Source organism: Streptomyces sp. NPDC048434 (genome assembly GCF_043200375.1).
Lineage (GTDB): Bacteria > Actinomycetota > Actinomycetes > Streptomycetales > Streptomycetaceae > Streptomyces.
Genome location: NZ_JBICXQ010000037.1, coordinates 1 through 17,334 on the forward strand (window position 1 = coordinate 1; position 17,334 = coordinate 17,334).

The window sequence follows — 17,334 nt, forward strand, 5'->3', positions numbered from 1 at the left end:
ACTGCAGGGGGGACCCTGTGGGAGAGTAGGACGCCGCCGAACAATCATTGTGGGAAAGCCCCGCACCTTATGGTGCGGGGCTTTTCTGCGTTTCGTGATCTTGGGACCCGCGGCACGGCCCGGCGGGCAGGCCAGGTAAGGTCAGGGGGCATCGTTGGCACATTTCCCCCACAGGAGGCCCCCGCGTGGAGGTCCAGGAGACGCGGGTCCAGACGGATCGCGTCCTCACCATCCCGAATATCCTGAGCATGGCGCGTCTCCTCGGCGTGCCGGTGTTCCTGTGGCTGATCCTGTGGCCGGAATTCGGTGGCCCGAACGCTGATGCCTGGGCGCTCCTGATCCTTGCGCTGAGTGGCGTCAGTGACTATCTGGACGGCAAGCTCGCCCGGCGTTGGAACCAGGTCAGCAGTCTGGGGCGAATCCTCGACCCGGCTGCCGACCGCCTCTACATCCTGTCCACCCTCGTCGGTCTGACATGGCGCGAGATCCTGCCGCTCTGGCTCACCGCGGCCCTGCTGGCACGGGAGCTGATGCTGCTCATCGCGGTCGGATTCCTCGGACGCCACGGTTACGGGCCTCCCCAGGTGAACTTCCTGGGCAAAGCGGCTACGTTCAACTTGATGTATGCCTTCCCGTTGCTCCTCCTGAGCGACAGGAGGGGCTGGCTTCACGAACTCGCCACTGTTTTCGGATGGGCGTTCGCAGGATGGGGTACGGCGCTCTACTGGTGGGCAGGGATCCTCTACGTGGTCCAGGTCCGCCGAATCATCAGGGCGGACGCCACGGCCGACTGAGCTATCCGAACCGGCAGGTTGTGCCAGGGCCCCGGCGCCCGTACGTGAAAACAGGAACAGCGGGCGATTTGGACAAGTGAAGTCGGCAAGACCGTCGTCTCTTAGAGGAGGACGCTTCCGACATGAAGGCCGTCGTGATGGCCGGCGGCGAAGGAACACGCCTTCGCCCCATGACGTCCAGCATGCCCAAGCCCCTGCTTCCTGTCGCCAATAGGCCGATCATGGAGCATGTGCTCAGGCTGCTGAAACGGCATGGTCTCAATGAGACCGTCGTAACCGTGCAATTCCTTGCCTCGCTCGTCAAGAACTACTTCGGTGACGGCGAAGAGCTCGGGATGGAGCTCACCTACGCCAATGAGGAAAAGCCACTCGGCACCGCAGGCAGCGTGAAGAACGCCGAGGAAGCCCTCAAGGACGACGCCTTCCTCGTCATTTCCGGTGACGCCCTCACCGATTTCGATCTCACCGATCTGATCAGGTTCCACAAGGAAAAAGGTGCCCTGGTCACCGTTTGTCTCACCCGGGTTCCCAACCCGCTCGAGTTCGGCATCACCATCGTCGACGAGGCTGGCAAGGTCGAACGTTTCCTGGAAAAGCCCACCTGGGGCCAGGTCTTTTCGGACACCGTCAACACCGGTATCTACGTCATGGAGCCGGAGGTTTTCGACTACTTCGAGCCCGATGTTTCGGTCGACTGGTCCGGTGATGTCTTCCCGCAGCTCATGAAGGAAGGCAAGCCGATCTACGGCTATGTCGCCGAGGGCTATTGGGAGGATGTCGGCACACACGAAAGCTATGTGAAGGCACAGGCCGATGTGCTCGAAGGCAAGGTCGATGTCGAAATCGACGGCTTCGAGATCTCGCCGGGCGTATGGGTGGCGGAGGGGGCCGAGGTCCACCCCGACGCGGTGCTCCGCGGTCCGTTGTACATCGGTGACTACGCCAAGATCGAAGCGGATGTGGAGCTTCGCGAGCACACCGTTGTCGGCTCGAATGTCGTCGTCAAGAGCGGTGCGTTCCTGCACCGTGCCGTAGTGCACGACAACGTCTACATCGGGCAGCAGAGCAATCTGCGCGGCTGTGTGATCGGCAAGAACACGGACATCATGCGGGCCGCCCGGATCGAGGACGGCGCCGTCATCGGCGACGAATGCCTCATCGGTGAAGAATCGATCGTGCAGGGCAATGTGCGGGTCTACCCGTTCAAGACCATCGAGGCCGGCGCATTCGTCAATACGTCGGTGATCTGGGAGTCCCGCGGCCAGGCGCATCTGTTCGGCGCCCGAGGTGTGTCCGGGATCCTCAATGTCGAGATCACGCCGGAACTCGCCGTACGGCTGGCGGGCGCGTATGCCACCACGCTCAAGAAGGGCTCCACGGTCACCACCGCGCGAGACCACTCCCGAGGTGCCCGGGCACTCAAGCGTGCGGTGATCTCCGCACTTCAGGCCAGCGCCATCGACGTACGCGATCTGGAGAACGTCCCGCTGCCCGTCGCCCGCCAGCAGACCGCCCGCGGCAGCGCCGGCGGCATCATGGTCCGGACGACGCCGAGCGTGCCGGACTCCGTCGACATCATGTTCTTCGACGAGCGGGGCGCCGACCTGTCGCAGGCCGGGCAGCGCAAGCTCGACCGCGTCTTCGCCCGCCAGGAGTACCGTCGCGCCTTCCCTGGTGAGATCGGTGATCTGATCTTCCCGGCCAGCGTCTTCGACTCCTATACCGGGTCACTGCTGCGGGCCGTGGACATCACGGGCATCAGCGAGTCCGGGCTGAAGGTCGTCGTGGACGCCTCGAACGGCAGCGCGGGCCTGGTCCTGCCCAGCCTGATGGGACGGCTCGGCGTCGACTCCCTGACCATCAACCCCGGGCTCGACGAGTCCCGGCCGACCGAGACGGCCGACGCGCGGCGCTCCGGACTCGTGAGGCTCGGCGAGATCGTGGCCTCGGCCCGGGCCGCCTTCGGCGTGCGCTTCGACCCCGTGGGCGAGCGGCTGTCCCTCGTGGACGAGCGCGGCCGGATCATCGAGGACGACCGCGCGCTCCTGGTCATGCTCGATCTGGTGGCGGCCGAGCGGCGCACCGGGCGGGTGGCGCTGCCGGTCACCACGACCCGGATCGCCGAGCAGGTGGCGGCTTATCACGGGACGCAGGTGGAGTGGACGACGACCTCGCCCGACGATCTGACCCGGGTGGGCCGCGAAGACGGCACCGTCTTCGGCGGGGACGGCAGGGGCGGCTTCATCATCCCCGAGTTCAGCAGCGTCTTCGACGGTGCGGCCGCATTCGTCCGGCTGATCGGCCTGGTGGCCCGCACCCAGCTCACGCTCAGCCAGATCGACGCACGGATCCCGCGGGCGCATGTCCAGCGCCGTGACCTGGCCACCCCCTGGGCGGTCAAGGGACTCGTCATGCGGCATGTCGTCGAGGCGGCCGGTGACCGGGACGTGGACACCACCGACGGCGTACGGGTCGTGGAGCCCGACGGCCGCTGGGTCCTGGTGCTGCCCGACCCCGCCGAGGCGGTCACGCATCTGTGGGCGGAAGGGCCGGACGACGCCTCCGCTCAGCAGCTGCTGGACGAGTGGTCCGCAGTGGTGGACAGCGCAGGACGCTGACCCGGACCCCACCGGCGGGCCGCGGACGGGCACGCCGGTGGGGCCATTGGGAGACTGTGCGGACGACGTGCGACGATGTGCGGCATGTCGCAGCAGCGCCCCGATCGGAGCAACACGAAGACCTCGGCCGCGCGTCCCGATGCGTCCATGTCGCTGCTGACCAATGTGATGGATCACAGCCTCGACGACGGATACGCCGAGGCCGCCGCCCGGAAGTCCGAAGCCGGGGTCCGCGGTCTGCCGCGTACCTTGCGGGCGAAGTTGGGCCTCGCGGCCGGTCTGGTGCTCGCCGCGCTCGTGGTGACGGTGGGGGCGGCGCAGGCGCGGATATCCGCACCGACGCTCGCCAAGGAGCGCGAAGAGCTGATCAACCGCATCCAGAAGGGCACCGGCGAGGCGGACCGGCAGCAGCATCGGGTCGACGCACTCCGGGACGACGTCAGCAGAATGCAGCGCGAGGCGCTGAAGCAGCACGGCGGTGACAAGGCCGAACTGCTGGCTCTGCTGTCCGGTTCGACCCAGGTCTCCGGGCCCGGGGTGAAGCTCGTCGTGGACGACGCCAAGGACGCGGAGTCCAGTGGCGGCGGGCCGCGCGAGAGCAGTGGATTTTCGGACACGGGGCGGGTACGCGACCGAGACATGCAGCGCGTCGTCAACGGCCTGTGGGCGTCCGGTGCGGAGGCCATCTCCGTCAATGGGCAGCGGCTTACGTCACTCTCGGCGATCAGAGCCGCAGGAGACGCCATACTGGTCGACAACAAGCCACTGGCGCCGCCTTATACGGTGCTGGCGGTGGGGGACGGGCAGAGGCTGAGCACCGCTTTCCAGGACAGCGCCGACGGTCAGTACCTTCATGTGCTGCAGGAGAACTACGGCGTGCGCACCAGGATTTCCGCGGAGAACAAGGTCACGCTGACACCCGCGCCCAGTTTGATCGTACGTACCGCAAAGCCGCAGGCCGGTGCCGCCAAGGCGGACGGCGCCGACACAGGGAAGGGCACATCGTGATCGCCGTATTGGGCCTCATCGTGGGAGTCGTGGTCGGGCTTGTCGTCCGACCCGTGGTGCCGACGGTGGTCGAGCCCTACTTGCCGATCGCTGTCGTCGCGGCGCTGGATGCCGTGTTCGGTGGTCTGCGCGCGATGCTGGACGGCATCTTCGACGACAAGGTCTTCGTGGTCTCCTTCCTGTCGAACGTCGTCGTCGCCGCGCTGATCGTCTTCCTCGGCGACAAGTTGGGCGTCGGCGCCCAACTCTCCACCGGCGTCGTCGTGGTGCTGGGTATCCGAATCTTCTCCAACGCTGCCGCGATCCGCCGGCACGTCTTCCGGGCGTGAGGCAGATGTCGACGGAAGAGACCCCGGAGCCGGAGAAGAAGCCGGAACAGCCGGAACAGCCGGAGTGGGAGAAGGGGCCGGAGCGTCCCGAGCGGGAGAAGAAGGCAGAGCAGCCGGAGCCGGAGAAGTCGCCTGAACCGGAGCCGGAGAAGAAGCCGGAGCCGGACCAGGACAGCAGTACGGCCGGCCGACGGCCGATGCCGCCCGAGAGCCGGAGCACCTCTGAGCGGGCGGAGGCCGAGGAAGAGACCGAAGCCCCGGAACCGGACAGTGCTGGACAGAGCGCCGATAAAGGGGCAGACTCCTCGACTCCGGAGGCGGTTGCCGATAACGGGACTGCGGAGCGCCCGAAAAGTGGTCGGGAGCGGCTGGTGGCGAGCCTGTGGCCGCCGCGGCTGACCCGCGCTCAACTGATCGTTGCGTTGCTCCTGTTCATTCTCGGCCTCGGCCTGGCGATTCAGGTACGTTCCACAAGTGACAGCAGTGCGCTGCGGGGTGCGCGTCAGGAGGACTTGGTGCGCATTCTGGACGAGCTGGACAATCGCTCCCAGCGGTTGACCGACGAACAGCGGCGCCTGGAAGGGCAGAAGACCGAGCTGGCGAACAGCTCGGACCAGGCCGAGGAGGCCCGTAAGCAGACCGTGGAGAAGGAACAGCAGCTGGGTGTGCTGGCCGGGACCGTCGCGGCGCAAGGGCCCGGCATCAACCTGACCATCGACGACCCGAAGCACTCCGTCGAGGCGGACAAGCTGCTGGACACCATCCAGGAGCTGCGGGCGGCCGGCGCCGAGGCCATCCAGGTCAATGACGTCCGGGTCGTCGCGAACACCTCCCTCTCGGATCTCCGGGGTGGCGTGGAGATCGACGGCAAGCGCGTCACGCAGCCGTACCGCTTCAAGGTCATCGGTAAGCCGCAGGACCTGGAACCGGCGCTGAACATCCCCGGCGGAGTGGTCCAGACTCTGGAAAAGGAGCAGGCCAAGGTGTCTGTGACCCGTGAGGAGAAGATCATTGTGAGCGCCTTGCGACAGGCGAAGCGGCCTGACTACGCTCGGTCGTCATCGCAGTGAGGCGTACACCTATGTCGAGTGCCCGGGGAGGGCACGAGGTAGCGGGGGGTCGACGCACCGTGCATGTGGTGTGTGGTGGAAACTGTCTGAAGGCCACGGACGTTCACAGGATGTCCGGATGGGCCGGTGTGTGCATCGAGGGTTCGTCCTGCCCCACGGGCGGGTCTATGTCGTTCAAGGGGAATCGCCCGTGAAGTTGTTTGGAAAGCTGTTCGGCAAGAGCGCCCGCCAGGATGGCGGCAGCGGCTCCGCGCGGCACCGCGCGTCGGGCCGGCCCGACGAGAGCGGCGCTGCTGAGGACCGTCCGCTCTTCCGTGACGAGGTCAGCGGGCCGTCCGGGGGGCACGGCGCGGGTTCTGTTGACCCCTCCGGGGCCGCCCGCATAGGTTCCCAGGAACCATCAGCCGCACGCACGGGTGGAGGGTCGGCCTTGCCGATTTGTACGAGGTGTGGGAACAGGAACGCCGAGGCGAGCCGGTTCTGTTCCAACTGTGGTGCGCCGCTGCGTGCGGGCGCTCAGCCCGAGAGGGCGTCCGAGACGACCTCCACCATCTCCATTTCGGGGCTGGAGGCCTACGACTCGGAGGCGACGGGCCAGAATCTGTCGCCGTCGCTGTCCCCCGAGGCCCAGGCGGCTGTCGACGCCCTTCCGTTGGGTTCGGCGCTGCTGGTCGTCCGGCGGGGTCCGAATTCGGGCAGCCGCTTCCTTCTGGACAGCGAGCTGACGACGGCGGGCCGGCATCCGCAGGGCGATATCTTCCTCGACGATGTGACGGTTTCGCGCCGTCATGTGGAATTCCGCCGCGGCCCGGACGGTCTCTTCACGGTCGCCGATGTCGGCAGCCTGAACGGTACCTACGTCAATCGCGAGCGGATCGACTCCGTCACCCTTGCCAACGGCGACGAGGTCCAGATCGGCAAGTTCCGCCTGGTCTTCTACGCGAGCCAGCGAGGCGCCGGTATCTGACCGGCCGGGGAAGGCATATGCGCCATACACCGAAAGGCGGTGCCGGCTTTGCCGGCGCCGCCTCCTCGGGCGGTAAGCCGGTGAGCATCGGCACGGTGCTCACCCTGCTGCGCGAGGAGTTTCCCGAGGTCACCATCTCCAAGATTCGCTTCCTGGAGGCCGAGGGGCTGGTCGAGCCGAAGCGCACGCCTTCCGGATACCGCAAATTCACGTCGGCGGACGTCGAGCGGCTGGCCGCCGTCCTGCGGATGCAGCGGGACCACTATCTGCCGCTGAAGGTCATCCGGGAACATCTGGACGCCCTGGAGCGCGGTGAGCGGGTCCAGCTTCCGGCCCCGGCCACACCCTCACGGGATCTCGTCGAAGGCGTGCACGACCCGGGCGAGGAGCGCCCTACGGCTGCCCGGATCGGTCGGGCCGAGCTGCTGGCCGCCGCGGAGGTGGACGAGGCGGCGCTCGCCGACTGGGAGTCCTACGGACTCATCGTCCCTCATGCGGAGGGCGGATACGACATCGAGGCCGTCACGGTGGCCAAGCTCGTTGCGGACCTGGGCCGTTTCGGTCTCGAACCGCGGCATCTGCGTGCCGTGAAGGCGGCCGCCGAGCGCGAGGCCGGCCTGGTCGAGCAGGTCGTTGCACCCCTTCGGCGGCACCGTAATCCGCAGACCAGGGCCCATGCCGAAGCCACTGCCAGGGAGCTGGCGACGCTGTCCGTACGGCTGCATGCGGCACTGGTGCAGACCGCTTTGCGGGTCCGGCTGTAGTGAGCAAACGAGTGCCCGACTACCCAAACCGGCCGGGCACGTCCTAGGGTTGCTGTGTGAACGAGCTCGACGTCGTGGGTGTCCGGGTGGAAATGCCTTCCAGCCAACCGATCGTGCTCCTGCGGGAGGTGGGAGGCGACCGATACTTGCCCATTTGGATCGGGCCAGGGGAGGCCACCGCCATTGCCTTTGCCCAGCAGGGCATGGTCCCTGCCAGGCCGCTGACGCACGACCTTTTCAAGGATGTGCTCGAAGCGGTGGGCCAGGAGCTGACGCAGGTCCGCATCACGGATCTGCGCGAGGGGGTTTTCTATGCCGAACTTGTCTTCGCGAGCGGGGTCGAGGTCAGTGCGCGTCCGTCCGACGCGATAGCGCTGGCTTTGCGCACCGGAACGCCGATCTTCGGTACCGACGGTGTGCTGGACGACGCGGGCATCGCCATCCCGGACGAGCAGGAGGACGAGGTGGAGAAGTTCCGCGAGTTCCTCGACCAGATCTCGCCCGAGGACTTCGGGACCAACAGCCAGTAATACCGGCCAGGCGAACCGCCTGTTTCCGGCCAAACAATTAGGCCTTCCCCGTGCGAGGTCACGAGAAACCACTCGTAGGGTGATTATCACTCGGCGTGGCGAGCGCGGCGATCGTTGACGCACCCCGAGTGACTGCATACCGTCGATGTGGCAGGTCCCGTCCGGGACGTGGAGGACGGAGGGCGGCGTGGCAATCACCGGCGACGGTATGGCGGCGGAAGGGGCGTTGCCGCTCCACTCGGGCGCGGCAGCAGACCCTGCCCCGGCATCGGCCGCGGCGGTGTCGGGGGACTGCGAGGCGCAGAACATCGGCTATCGCGGCCCGACCGCCTGTGCGGCAGCGGGCATCACCTATCGGCAGCTCGACTACTGGGCGCGTACGGGCCTGGTGGAGCCGAGCATCCGGCCGGCGTACGGCTCCGGCACCCAGCGGCTCTACAGCTTCCGGGACGTCGTGGTCCTGAAGATCGTCAAGCGGCTGCTGGACACCGGGGTGTCGCTGCAGAACATCCGCACCGCCGTCCAGCATCTGCGTTCGCGCGGGCTTGCGGATCTGACGCGGATGACGCTGATGAGCGACGGCGCCACGGTCTACGAGTGCACCTCGCCCGACCAGGTCGTGGATCTGCTCCAGGGCGGCCAGGGCGTCTTCGGGATCGCCGTGGGCGTGGTGTGGCGGGACGTGGAGAGCGTGCTGTCACAGCTCCACGGGGAGCGTGTGGACACCGGCGAGACCCTGGTCGGGAAGAACCCGCACGACGAGCTGGCGCGGCGGCGCAACCGGGCGGGCTGAGTCCCTGGGGGCATCACCGGCCCGGCATCGGGCCGATTGTCAGTGGCATGGGGCAGCATCGGACATGTGAGACCCGCGCCGACGATTCTGCATCTCGACATGGATGCGTTCTTCGCGGCCGCCGAGCAGGCGGCCAAGCCGAGCCTCCGCGGCAAGCCCGTGGTGGTCGGCGGGATCGGCGTGCGCGGGGTGGTCTCCACGGCGTCGTACGAAGCCCGGGTGTTCGGTATCCGCTCAGCGATGCCCACGGCACAGGCGCGTCGGCTGTGCCCCAACGCCGCTTATCTCACCCCGCGCTTCGCGTTGTACCGCCAGGTGAGTGAGACGGTGATGGAGCTGCTGCACGCGCTGTCGCCGCTGGTGGAGCCGCTGAGCCTGGATGAGGCGTTCGTCGACCTGGAAGCAGGCGGGGTGCCGCCCGAGACGGCCGCCGCGCGGGTCGTGGGGGAGCAGCTGCGCCGAGACATCCACTCCGCCACGGGCCTGACCGGCTCGGTGGGGCTGGCCGGCGCCAAGATGCTGGCGAAGATCGCTTCGGAGGCGGCCAAGCCGGACGGTCTGGTGGTCATCGAGCCCGGTACCGAGCGGGAGATGCTGGGCCCGATGACGGTGCGGACGCTGCCCGGGGTGGGGCCCGCGACGGCCGAGACGCTGCGCCGGGCCGGGATCCACACCATCGCGGAGACCGCGGAGGCCGGCGAGGCCGAGCTGGTGCGGCTGCTGGGCAAGGCGCACGGTGCCGGGCTGTATGCGATGGCGCTGGGCCAGGACGACCGGCCGGTGGTGGCCGAGCGGGACGCGAAGTCCATCTCGGTCGAGGACACCTTCGAGGTTGATCTGACCGACCGGACCCGGGTGCGGAGCGAGGTGCTGCGGCTGGCCGACCGCTGCGTACAGCGGCTGCGGGCCGCCGGGCGCTCCGGGCGGACGGTGGTCATCAAGGTGCGCAACTACGACTTCTCGACGCTGACCCGCTCCGAGACGCTCCGTGGGCCCACCGACGATCCGGCGGTGATACGGGAGGCCGCTGCGCGGCTGCTGGAGACGGTGGACACCACCGGCGGGGTCCGGCTGCTGGGCGTGGGGGTCAGCGGACTGGCCGACTTCACACAGGAGGATCTGTTCGCCCAGCTGGCGACGGAGCGGGAGGCGGAGGAGACTGCGAGAGCAGCGGCGGAGCCGTCCGGTGGCGAGACGGCGCCGCACGAGCCCGAGGAGGAGCGGCCGCGGCGCTGGCATCCGGGACTGGACGTGGTGCACGACGCATACGGCGCCGGCTGGGTGCAGGGCAGTGGGGTGGGGAGAGTGACCGTACGCTTCGAAACGCCATGGTCCGCACCGGGAAGGGTGCGGACCTTTGCTGTCGAGGATCCGGCACTGCGGCCGGGGGAGCCCCTGCCGTTGGTGGGCGGGGGGCCGGCGGACGGTCAGTCGTCCGAGCCGGCGATCTTGCCGAAGTCCTGGTCACCGGAGCCGGGGGAGGACACCGGATCGGAGGTCGGGGAGGAGATATCCAGTCGGTAGTGGTGATAGAGCTGAAGTTCCTGCTCAGGGGAGAGATGGCGGCCGACGCCGAAGTCCGGCGCGTCCTTGATCAACTTGCGGTCGTAGGGAATGTGCAGTCCCTCACCGACCATCTTGCTGGGTTCGAGGGGGACGAACGCGTCCCGGCTGAAGAGTCCGGTGCGCACGGCCGCCCACTCCGGTTCCCCCGTCGCGTCGTCGAGATAGACCTCGTCGATCGTGCCTATTTTGGCGCCGTTGCGGTCGAACGCTTTGCGGCCGATCAGGCTCCGGGGATCGATATCGGTTTGCACGGTCCCTCCAATTGGTCGCAACTGCCCTCTGACAACTACCAAACGGCACATTTCATGCCCTGGCCACTCGAAGGATCCTTCGAGTGCCGCGCTGGTAGGCTGGCCCATGGCCGCAGACCCCGTGCGGGAGAGTCCTTTGTCGTTCGCGACCAGGGCGCCGAAGGAGCAAATCCTCCCCGGAATCTCTCAGGCACACGTACCGCATGGGCGAGGTCACTCTGGAAAGCAGGGCGGGTCACGGAAGGTACAGTCCGAGACCCCTCCTCACCGACGGTGAAAGCCGGGCCGCCTCGGGCGGGCCGGTGAAGCTCTCAGGTTAGATGACAGAGGGGGAGGCCGTCCGGGCACCCGCGCCGTGGTGCCCCTCGTAGGTCGCACCGACCAGGAGGCCCCCGCAGATGACCACCAATCGCATCTCCTTGACCGAGCTGGAACGCGGCACCCCCTTCGAGCACCGGCACATCGGTCCCGACCACGAGGCGCAGGCGAAGATGCTCGCGCACATCGGATTCGGATCGCTGGACGAGCTCACCGCCACCGCCGTCCCCGATGTGATCAAGAGTGCGGAAGCGCTCGGCCTGCCGCAGGCCCGTACCGAGGCCGAGGTGCTCCAGGAGCTGCACGGCCTCGCGGACCGTAACCAGGTGCTGGCGTCCATGATCGGACTCGGCTACTACGGCACGTTCACCCCGCCGGTGATCCTGCGCAACGTCATGGAGAACCCGGCCTGGTACACGGCGTACACCCCCTACCAGCCGGAGATCTCGCAGGGCCGCCTCGAGGCGCTGCTCAACTTCCAGACGATGGTCGCCGACCTGACCGGACTGCCCACTTCCGGCGCCTCCCTGCTGGACGAGGGCACCGCAGCCGCCGAGGCGATGGCGCTCTCCCGCCGTGTCGGCAAGGTCAAGCAGGGCGTCTTCCTGATCGACGCCGACTGTCTGCCGCAGACCATCGCCGTGATCCAGACCCGCGCGGAGCCGACCGGCGTCGAGGTCGTGGTCGCCGACCTGTCCGACGGCATTCCGGCCGAGATCGCCGAGCGCGGTGTGTTCGGTGTGCTGCTGCAGTACCCGGGCGCCTCCGGTGCGGTCAGCGACCCGCGCGCCGTCATCGAGCAGGCCCACGAGCTGGGCGCGATCGTCACCGTCGCCGCCGATCTGCTCGCCCTGACGCTGCTGACCTCGCCCGGTGAGCTCGGCGCGGACATCGCCGTCGGCACCACCCAGCGGTTCGGCGTCCCGATGGGCTTCGGCGGACCGCACGCCGGGTTCATGGCCGTACGCGACCAGTTCGCCCGCAGCCTGCCCGGTCGTCTGGTGGGCGTCTCGGTCGACGCCGACGGCAACAAGGCCTACCGCCTCGCGCTGCAGACCCGCGAGCAGCACATCCGTCGGGAGAAGGCCACCAGCAACATCTGCACCGCGCAGGTGCTGCTCGCCGTCATGGCCGGTATGTACGCGGTGTACCACGGTCCCGAGGGCCTGCGGACCATTGCCCGGCGCACCCACCGCTACGCCGCGGTCCTCGCCGAGGGCCTGCGGGCCGGCGGGGTGGAGATCGTGCACGGCGCCTACTTCGACACGCTGACCGCGCGGGTGCCCGGCCGGGCCGCCGAGGTCGTCGCCGCCGCCCGCGAGGCCGGTGTCAACCTCCGGCAGGTCGACGCCGATCTGGTCGGCATCGCCTGCGACGAGACCACCGGCCGTGCGCAGCTGGCCGGTGTCTGGGGCGCCTTCGGTGTGCACGGCGACGTCGAGCAGCTGGATGCGGCCGCCGACGAAACGCTGCCGCGGGCTCTGCTGCGCGGCGACGACTACCTCGCCCACCCGGTCTTCCACCAGTACCGCTCCGAGACCGCGATGCTGCGCTACCTGCGCACCCTCGCGGACAAGGACTACGCGCTGGACCGCGGCATGATCCCGCTCGGCTCCTGCACGATGAAGCTGAACGCGACCACCGAGATGGAGCCGGTCACCTGGCCCGCGTTCGGCCAGCTGCACCCGTTCGCGCCGGCCGCCCAGGCCCAGGGCTACCTCACGCTGATCCAGGAGCTGGAGGAGCGGCTGGCCACCGTCACCGGCTATGACAAGGTCTCCATCCAGCCCAACGCCGGATCGCAGGGCGAGCTGGCCGGTCTGCTGGCGGTGCGTGCCTACCACCGCGCCAACGGCGACGAGCAGCGCACCGTCTGTCTGATCCCGTCCTCCGCGCACGGCACCAACGCCGCCAGCGCGGTGATGGCCGGAATGAAGGTCGTCGTCGTCAAGACCGGTGAGGACGGCGAGGTCGACGCCGACGATCTGCACGCCAAGATCGAGAAGCACCGTGACGAGCTCGCGGTCCTGATGGTCACCTACCCCTCCACACACGGCGTGTTCGAGGAGCACATCACCCAGATCTGCGCGGCGGTGCACGACGCCGGCGGCCAGGTGTACGTCGACGGCGCGAACCTCAATGCGCTGGTCGGCATCGCCGAGCCCGGCAAGTTCGGCGGCGATGTCTCGCACCTCAACCTGCACAAGACGTTCTGCATCCCGCACGGCGGCGGTGGCCCGGGCGTCGGTCCGGTCGGCGTACGCGCCCACCTGGCGCCGTACCTGCCCAACCACCCGCTGCAGCCCGCCGCGGGTCCCGAGACGGGCGTGGGACCGATCTCCGCGGCGCCCTGGGGCTCGGCCGGTATCCTGCCGATCTCCTGGGCGTACGTCCGCCTGATGGGCGGCGAGGGACTCAAGCGCGCCACCCAGGTAGCGGTGCTGAGCGCCAACTACATCGCCAAGCGCCTGGAGCCGCACTACCCGGTGCTCTACACGGGCCCCGGCGGCCTGGTCGCCCACGAGTGCATCATCGACGTCCGGCCGCTGACCAAGGCGACCGGTGTGAGCATCGACGACGTCGCCAAGCGGCTCATCGACTACGGCTTCCACGCGCCGACGATGTCCTTCCCCGTGGCCGGCACGCTGATGATCGAGCCGACCGAGAGCGAGGACCTCGGCGAGCTGGACCGGTTCTGCGACGCGATGATCGCCATTCGCGCGGAGATCGAGAAGGTCGGCTCGGGGGAGTGGGACAAGGACGACAACCCGCTGCGCAACGCCCCGCACACGGCGGCCGCGCTCGGTGGCGACTGGTCGCACCCGTACACCCGTGAGGACGCCGTCTTCCCGGCCGGTGTCGAGGCCTCGGAGAAGTACTGGCCGCCGGTGCGGCGCATCGACGGTGCCTTCGGCGACCGTAACCTCGTCTGCTCCTGCCCGCCTCTGGACGAGTACGACAACTGAGGTACGGCAACGGCGTCACCGCAACATTCAAGGGCCCTCGGCAGATCTGCCGGGGGCCCTGTGGTTCGTGCCGCTCTCGCGGGTCAGGCGGCGGCGATGGCGCGAGCGCGGTGCGGGGCGATGACCTGCCCGTCCGGCAGCAGCTCACCGGTGTCCTCGAAGAGCAGGACGCCGTTGCAGAGCAGGCTCCAGCCCTGCTCCGGGTGGTGCGCCACAGGGTGTGCGGCCTCCCGGTCGGTGGAGTTCGCAGACGGGCAGGGCGGTTGGTGCTGGCACATGGAAGTTGTCTTTCGCTGCGGTGTGAACGTCGTTGTGCGGCTCGATGAGGTGTTCATGGCCGCTCCCCCGTTTCCTTCGGTCGGTCCCAGTGTTGCCCCACAGGCAGGATTCCGCAGGGATTTCGCAGCAGCGGTACTCACTCGGTATGGACGCGTCACCCATGCGGGCGGTTGCTCCCAATTGCACTCCTCCCCAAGAGGATTGGGAGAGGTATCCGCGGGCTAGCCCGCGTGGGTGAGTACGACAGAGCGCCCCGCGGCCGGAAGGGCCGCGGGGCATGCTCGTGCGGGGTGGCGGAGGCCGGTGTCCGCGGGCAGCGGAGCCGGCGCGCCGGTTCAGGCGGGTTCGGCGAGCAGCGGGGTGGCGGGTGTGAGGCGCCGGGTGAGGCGGGGGAGCAGGTCGGCGATGGGCTGCGGACGGTGCGCGGCGATCCCCGGCGGGGCGGGCGCCAGCGGAACCAGCAGGTCACCGGGTGCGGGCAGCCCTTCGGCGCCGTCGGAGGCGATGTCGTGATGCAGCCACAGGGTGAGCATGTACAGCTCGGGAACGGACAGCAGTCGTGGCTGGTAGGGCGTAACGAGCGACTCCGCCTGCGCCAGAGCCTGCTCGGTCGCGGCGACATAGGGGCCGCCGCAGAACCGCGCGAAGGTCCAGCCGTCCGCGGTGAGCATCGCCTCGGCGGTCGCCACGGCACGCTCCCCGCCGCGGACCAGGAAGCGCCAGCCCGCCAGTCGGGTCTGCGGCATACCGCCGGCCCGGCTGACGTCGTCCCAGACGTGGACGGGCAGCGGGTGGTCGGGGCTGAGCGGACCCTGATGGGCGCGCAGCGCGGAGACCGGAGCCTCGCGGACCGCGGTGGGCGAGCCGAGGGCGGCGAGAACGCTGCGCAGGGCAGGCGCGGGGGCAGGGGGAAGGTGCAGCGGCATGGTGGGTCGCCTCTCACTTCGGAGACACGGTGGAGCGTGGCAGGTGCAAACGACGCTGTCTGCGTGCGGGGTCAGAGCGTGGCCGGCCGGGGCTGCGGCCCGGCGAGGTCAGTCGCTGTGCCCCGTGCCGATGAGAACACCGAGACGCTGGGCGCCAAGTCTCTGCCTCGTAAGCGGAGTTTATACGACGTATGTTCTGAAAGTGTTTCGTCTACCGGCCTTGTGGATTTCCGGCAAGATGAAATCCAGACCCTTGAGTGAGGTGCTTTCTGCCGCTTTGTGCAACGTTTTTGCGGCGCCACCTCACATTTCCTCGGCGGCGCGGTAGGCCGGATCTCGTCGGTGTTTCTCACGAAGGAAATGCGGAAGGCGATCGCCGCCGAGATATGCCTATGGGAGGTGCCGGAGGCTGGGCCACTTCGAGCCTATCGGTACCGGCGTGCCGCTGCGGCGTTATCGATCAGATTGCCGGGGCATCATCGACCGTAGCGTGAGCCCCGGTGGAGTCGGGGAAGGCCCCAAGCGGCCCGTGGTCACGGGTCGTTCACTCGAGGAGGGACCCTTCGATGGGGGAGAAGGTCGCCGCGGACGGGATCGACCTGGCGGACCGGGAGCGTTATCGAAGAAAGCTTCACGAGTGTCTTGAGGGATTGCGGAGGCTCCTGGAGGAGGAGAGGTTCGACCGGCCCAAAAATCTCATGGGGCTGGAGATCGAACTCAATCTGGCCGGCGCCGACGGGCTGCCCCGCATGATGAACTCGCAGGTGCTCGAGCGCATCGCCAGCTGCGATTTCCAGACCGAACTCGCCCAGTGCAATCTTGAGGTCAACATCCTGCCGCACCGATTGAGCGGCCGGGTCCTGGACCAGCTCGCCGAGGAACTCCGTACGGGACTCGCCTACGCCGAAAGGAAGGCGCGCGAGGTCGCCGCCCGGATCGTGATGATCGGCATCCTGCCCACCCTGCACGCCACCGACCTCACGGCCGCCAGCCTCTCCGAGAACGACCGCTATGTACTGCTCAACGACCAGATGCGGGCGGCCCGGGGCGAGGACTTCGCACTCGATATCCGGGGCGTCGAGCATCTGGTCTCCCGCTCGCCCTCGATCGCACCGGAAGCCGCGTGTACCTCGGTCCAGCTGCACCTCCAGGTGACACCGGGCCGCTTCGCCGCTGTCTGGAACGCCGCCCAGGCCATCGCCGCGGTGCAGGTGGCGGTCGGCGCCAACTCGCCGTTCCTCTTCGGCCGTGAGCTGTGGCGCGAGTCCCGGCCGCCGGTCTTCCAGCAGGCCACCGATACCCGCGTGCCCGAGCTGCAGGCCCAGGGGGTACGCCCCCGCACCTGGTTCGGCGAGCGGTGGATCGACTCCGCATACGACCTGTTCGAGGAGAATCTGCGCTACTTCCCGCCGCTGCTGCCGGTGTGCGGACCGCAGGAGCCGCTGCGGGTCCTCGCCGAGGGCGGGGCGCCCGACCTGGCCGAACTGGTGCTGCACAACGGCACGATCTACCGCTGGAACCGCCCCGTCTACGCGGTCGCCGACGGGGTCGCGCATCTCAGGGTCGAGAACCGGGTGCTGCCGGCCGGCCCCACCGTCGCCGACGTCATCGCCAACACCGCCTTCTACTACGGACTGGTGCGGGCGCTGGCCGAGGAGCCGCGCCCCATCTGGTCGCGCCTCCCGTTCGCCGCCGCGGCCCGCAACTTCGACGCCGCCTGCCGGTACGGCATCGACGCCACCCTGGACTGGCCCCGTCCCGGACGGGCCGGCGGCATCGCCGAAATCCCGGCCGTACGGCTGGTGCGCAGGGAACTGCTGCCGCTGGCGGCCCGCGGGCTGGACGCCTGGGGGGTGGAACCGGCCGATCGTGACCACTACCTCGGCATCATCGAGGAGCGCTGCCGGCGCCGGGTCAACGGCGCGTCCTGGCAGGCCGCGGCCTGCCACCACGCCCGGCGCCAAGGCCTGGACCGGGATGCCGCGCTCGCCGCGATGACCCGGCGCTACAGCGAGCTGATGCACACCGGGGAGCCGGTGCACACCTGGCCGGTCGCCTGGCCGGTGCGTGGGCGGCCCGCCGTACGGGAGCCACAGGAGGCGGCGGCCGAGGGGGCGTAGCGAGGCGCGGCGGACAGTGCCCGGTTGCTGCCGGT

Annotated in this window: 15 protein-coding genes and 1 riboswitch; of the genes, 12 read left to right on the top strand and 3 right to left on the bottom strand. The window is 68.7% G+C overall.

Features of this window, described 5'->3' with window-relative positions; genetic code table 11:
- Nucleotides 1–185 precede the first annotated feature (185 nt).
- The 10 genes from ACGFWI_RS33695 (at nucleotide 186) to ACGFWI_RS33740 (ending at nucleotide 10,397) form a co-directional block, all read left to right on the top strand.
- Nucleotides 186–794, top strand: a complete 609-nt coding sequence (locus ACGFWI_RS33695; protein ID WP_393909854.1) for a CDP-alcohol phosphatidyltransferase family protein — start codon at nucleotides 186–188, stop codon at nucleotides 792–794.
- Between the two features lie 122 nt (nucleotides 795–916).
- Nucleotides 917–3,412 carry a sugar phosphate nucleotidyltransferase gene (locus ACGFWI_RS33700; RefSeq protein WP_393909855.1) on the top strand — a complete coding sequence of 832 codons (2,496 nt, stop codon included), beginning with the start codon at nucleotides 917–919 and terminating at the stop codon, nucleotides 3,410–3,412.
- Between the two features lie 75 nt (nucleotides 3,413–3,487).
- Nucleotides 3,488–4,420 carry a DUF881 domain-containing protein gene (locus ACGFWI_RS33705; protein ID WP_393909856.1) on the top strand — a complete coding sequence of 311 codons (933 nt, stop codon included), beginning with the start codon at nucleotides 3,488–3,490 and terminating at the stop codon, nucleotides 4,418–4,420.
- Nucleotides 4,417–4,749, top strand: coding sequence for a small basic family protein (locus ACGFWI_RS33710; protein WP_003984969.1), 333 nt, complete (start codon nucleotides 4,417–4,419; stop codon nucleotides 4,747–4,749). The genes ACGFWI_RS33705 and ACGFWI_RS33710 overlap by 4 nt, the downstream gene beginning before the upstream one ends.
- A gap of 5 nt (nucleotides 4,750–4,754) precedes the next feature.
- The gene (locus ACGFWI_RS33715) at nucleotides 4,755–5,819 is read left to right on the top strand and encodes a DUF881 domain-containing protein (protein ID WP_393909857.1); all 1,065 of its coding nucleotides are present in this window, start codon (nucleotides 4,755–4,757) and stop codon (nucleotides 5,817–5,819) included.
- A gap of 118 nt (nucleotides 5,820–5,937) precedes the next feature.
- A complete protein-coding gene (locus ACGFWI_RS33720; protein WP_393909858.1) occupies nucleotides 5,938–6,786 on the top strand; it encodes an FHA domain-containing protein in 849 nt (282 codons plus the stop codon).
- A gap of 17 nt (nucleotides 6,787–6,803) precedes the next feature.
- The gene (locus tag ACGFWI_RS33725; protein ID WP_393909859.1) at nucleotides 6,804–7,550 is read left to right on the top strand and encodes a MerR family transcriptional regulator; all 747 of its coding nucleotides are present in this window, start codon (nucleotides 6,804–6,806) and stop codon (nucleotides 7,548–7,550) included.
- A gap of 56 nt (nucleotides 7,551–7,606) precedes the next feature.
- Nucleotides 7,607–8,080 carry a bifunctional nuclease family protein gene (locus ACGFWI_RS33730; RefSeq protein WP_006606439.1) on the top strand — a complete coding sequence of 158 codons (474 nt, stop codon included), beginning with the start codon at nucleotides 7,607–7,609 and terminating at the stop codon, nucleotides 8,078–8,080.
- Between the two features lie 187 nt (nucleotides 8,081–8,267).
- Nucleotides 8,268–8,873 (top strand): MerR family transcriptional regulator, encoded by a 606-nt coding sequence (locus ACGFWI_RS33735; RefSeq protein WP_393909860.1) that lies wholly within the window; start codon nucleotides 8,268–8,270, stop codon nucleotides 8,871–8,873.
- Between the two features lie 66 nt (nucleotides 8,874–8,939).
- Nucleotides 8,940–10,397: a DNA polymerase IV gene (locus ACGFWI_RS33740; protein WP_393909861.1), complete on the top strand. Its 1,458-nt coding sequence runs from the start codon at nucleotides 8,940–8,942 to the stop codon at nucleotides 10,395–10,397.
- Here ACGFWI_RS33740 and ACGFWI_RS33745 read toward each other — a convergent pair.
- Entirely contained in the window at nucleotides 10,301–10,690 is a 390-nt protein-coding gene (locus ACGFWI_RS33745) for a PRC-barrel domain-containing protein (RefSeq protein ID WP_174872739.1), read from the bottom strand. The genes ACGFWI_RS33740 and ACGFWI_RS33745 overlap by 97 nt on opposite strands.
- A gap of 114 nt (nucleotides 10,691–10,804) precedes the next feature.
- Nucleotides 10,805–10,902: riboswitch (glycine riboswitch) on the top strand.
- Nucleotides 10,903–11,088: 186 nt separating this feature from the next.
- Between ACGFWI_RS33745 and gcvP the strand changes: the two genes are divergently transcribed.
- Nucleotides 11,089–13,974 (top strand): aminomethyl-transferring glycine dehydrogenase, encoded by a 2,886-nt coding sequence (gcvP, locus tag ACGFWI_RS33750; protein ID WP_393909862.1) that lies wholly within the window; start codon nucleotides 11,089–11,091, stop codon nucleotides 13,972–13,974.
- A gap of 83 nt (nucleotides 13,975–14,057) precedes the next feature.
- Here gcvP and ACGFWI_RS33755 read toward each other — a convergent pair whose 3' ends face one another.
- Together ACGFWI_RS33755 and ACGFWI_RS33760 are read right to left on the bottom strand one after the other, a co-directional pair.
- Nucleotides 14,058–14,252 (bottom strand): DUF5999 family protein, encoded by a 195-nt coding sequence (locus tag ACGFWI_RS33755; RefSeq protein ID WP_393909863.1) that lies wholly within the window; start codon nucleotides 14,250–14,252, stop codon nucleotides 14,058–14,060.
- 336 nt (nucleotides 14,253–14,588) lie between these two features.
- Nucleotides 14,589–15,179, bottom strand: a complete 591-nt coding sequence (locus ACGFWI_RS33760; protein WP_393909864.1) for a hypothetical protein — start codon at nucleotides 15,177–15,179, stop codon at nucleotides 14,589–14,591.
- A gap of 566 nt (nucleotides 15,180–15,745) precedes the next feature.
- On the opposite strand from ACGFWI_RS33760, the gene ACGFWI_RS33765 reads away from it, so the two are divergent.
- Entirely contained in the window at nucleotides 15,746–17,299 is a 1,554-nt protein-coding gene (locus ACGFWI_RS33765; protein WP_393909865.1) for a glutamate-cysteine ligase family protein, read from the top strand.
- Nucleotides 17,300–17,334 lie beyond the last annotated feature (35 nt).

Excerpts from the sequence above, each read along its gene's own strand:
- ACGFWI_RS33755 (WP_393909863.1), bottom strand. The coding sequence starts at position 14,252 with ATGTGCCAGCACCAACCGCCCTGCCCGTCTGCGAACTCCACCGACCGG.
- ACGFWI_RS33715 (WP_393909857.1), top strand. The coding sequence starts at position 4,755 with ATGTCGACGGAAGAGACCCCGGAGCCGGAGAAGAAGCCGGAACAGCCG.
- ACGFWI_RS33765 (WP_393909865.1), top strand. The coding sequence starts at position 15,746 with ATGGGGGAGAAGGTCGCCGCGGACGGGATCGACCTGGCGGACCGGGAG.
- ACGFWI_RS33760 (WP_393909864.1), bottom strand. The coding sequence starts at position 15,179 with ATGCCGCTGCACCTTCCCCCTGCCCCCGCGCCTGCCCTGCGCAGCGTT.
- ACGFWI_RS33700 (WP_393909855.1), top strand. The coding sequence starts at position 917 with ATGAAGGCCGTCGTGATGGCCGGCGGCGAAGGAACACGCCTTCGCCCC.
- ACGFWI_RS33725 (WP_393909859.1), top strand. The coding sequence starts at position 6,804 with ATGCGCCATACACCGAAAGGCGGTGCCGGCTTTGCCGGCGCCGCCTCC.
- ACGFWI_RS33720 (WP_393909858.1), top strand. The coding sequence starts at position 5,938 with ATGGGCCGGTGTGTGCATCGAGGGTTCGTCCTGCCCCACGGGCGGGTC.
- gcvP (WP_393909862.1), top strand. The coding sequence starts at position 11,089 with ATGACCACCAATCGCATCTCCTTGACCGAGCTGGAACGCGGCACCCCC.
- ACGFWI_RS33705 (WP_393909856.1), top strand. The coding sequence starts at position 3,488 with ATGTGCGGCATGTCGCAGCAGCGCCCCGATCGGAGCAACACGAAGACC.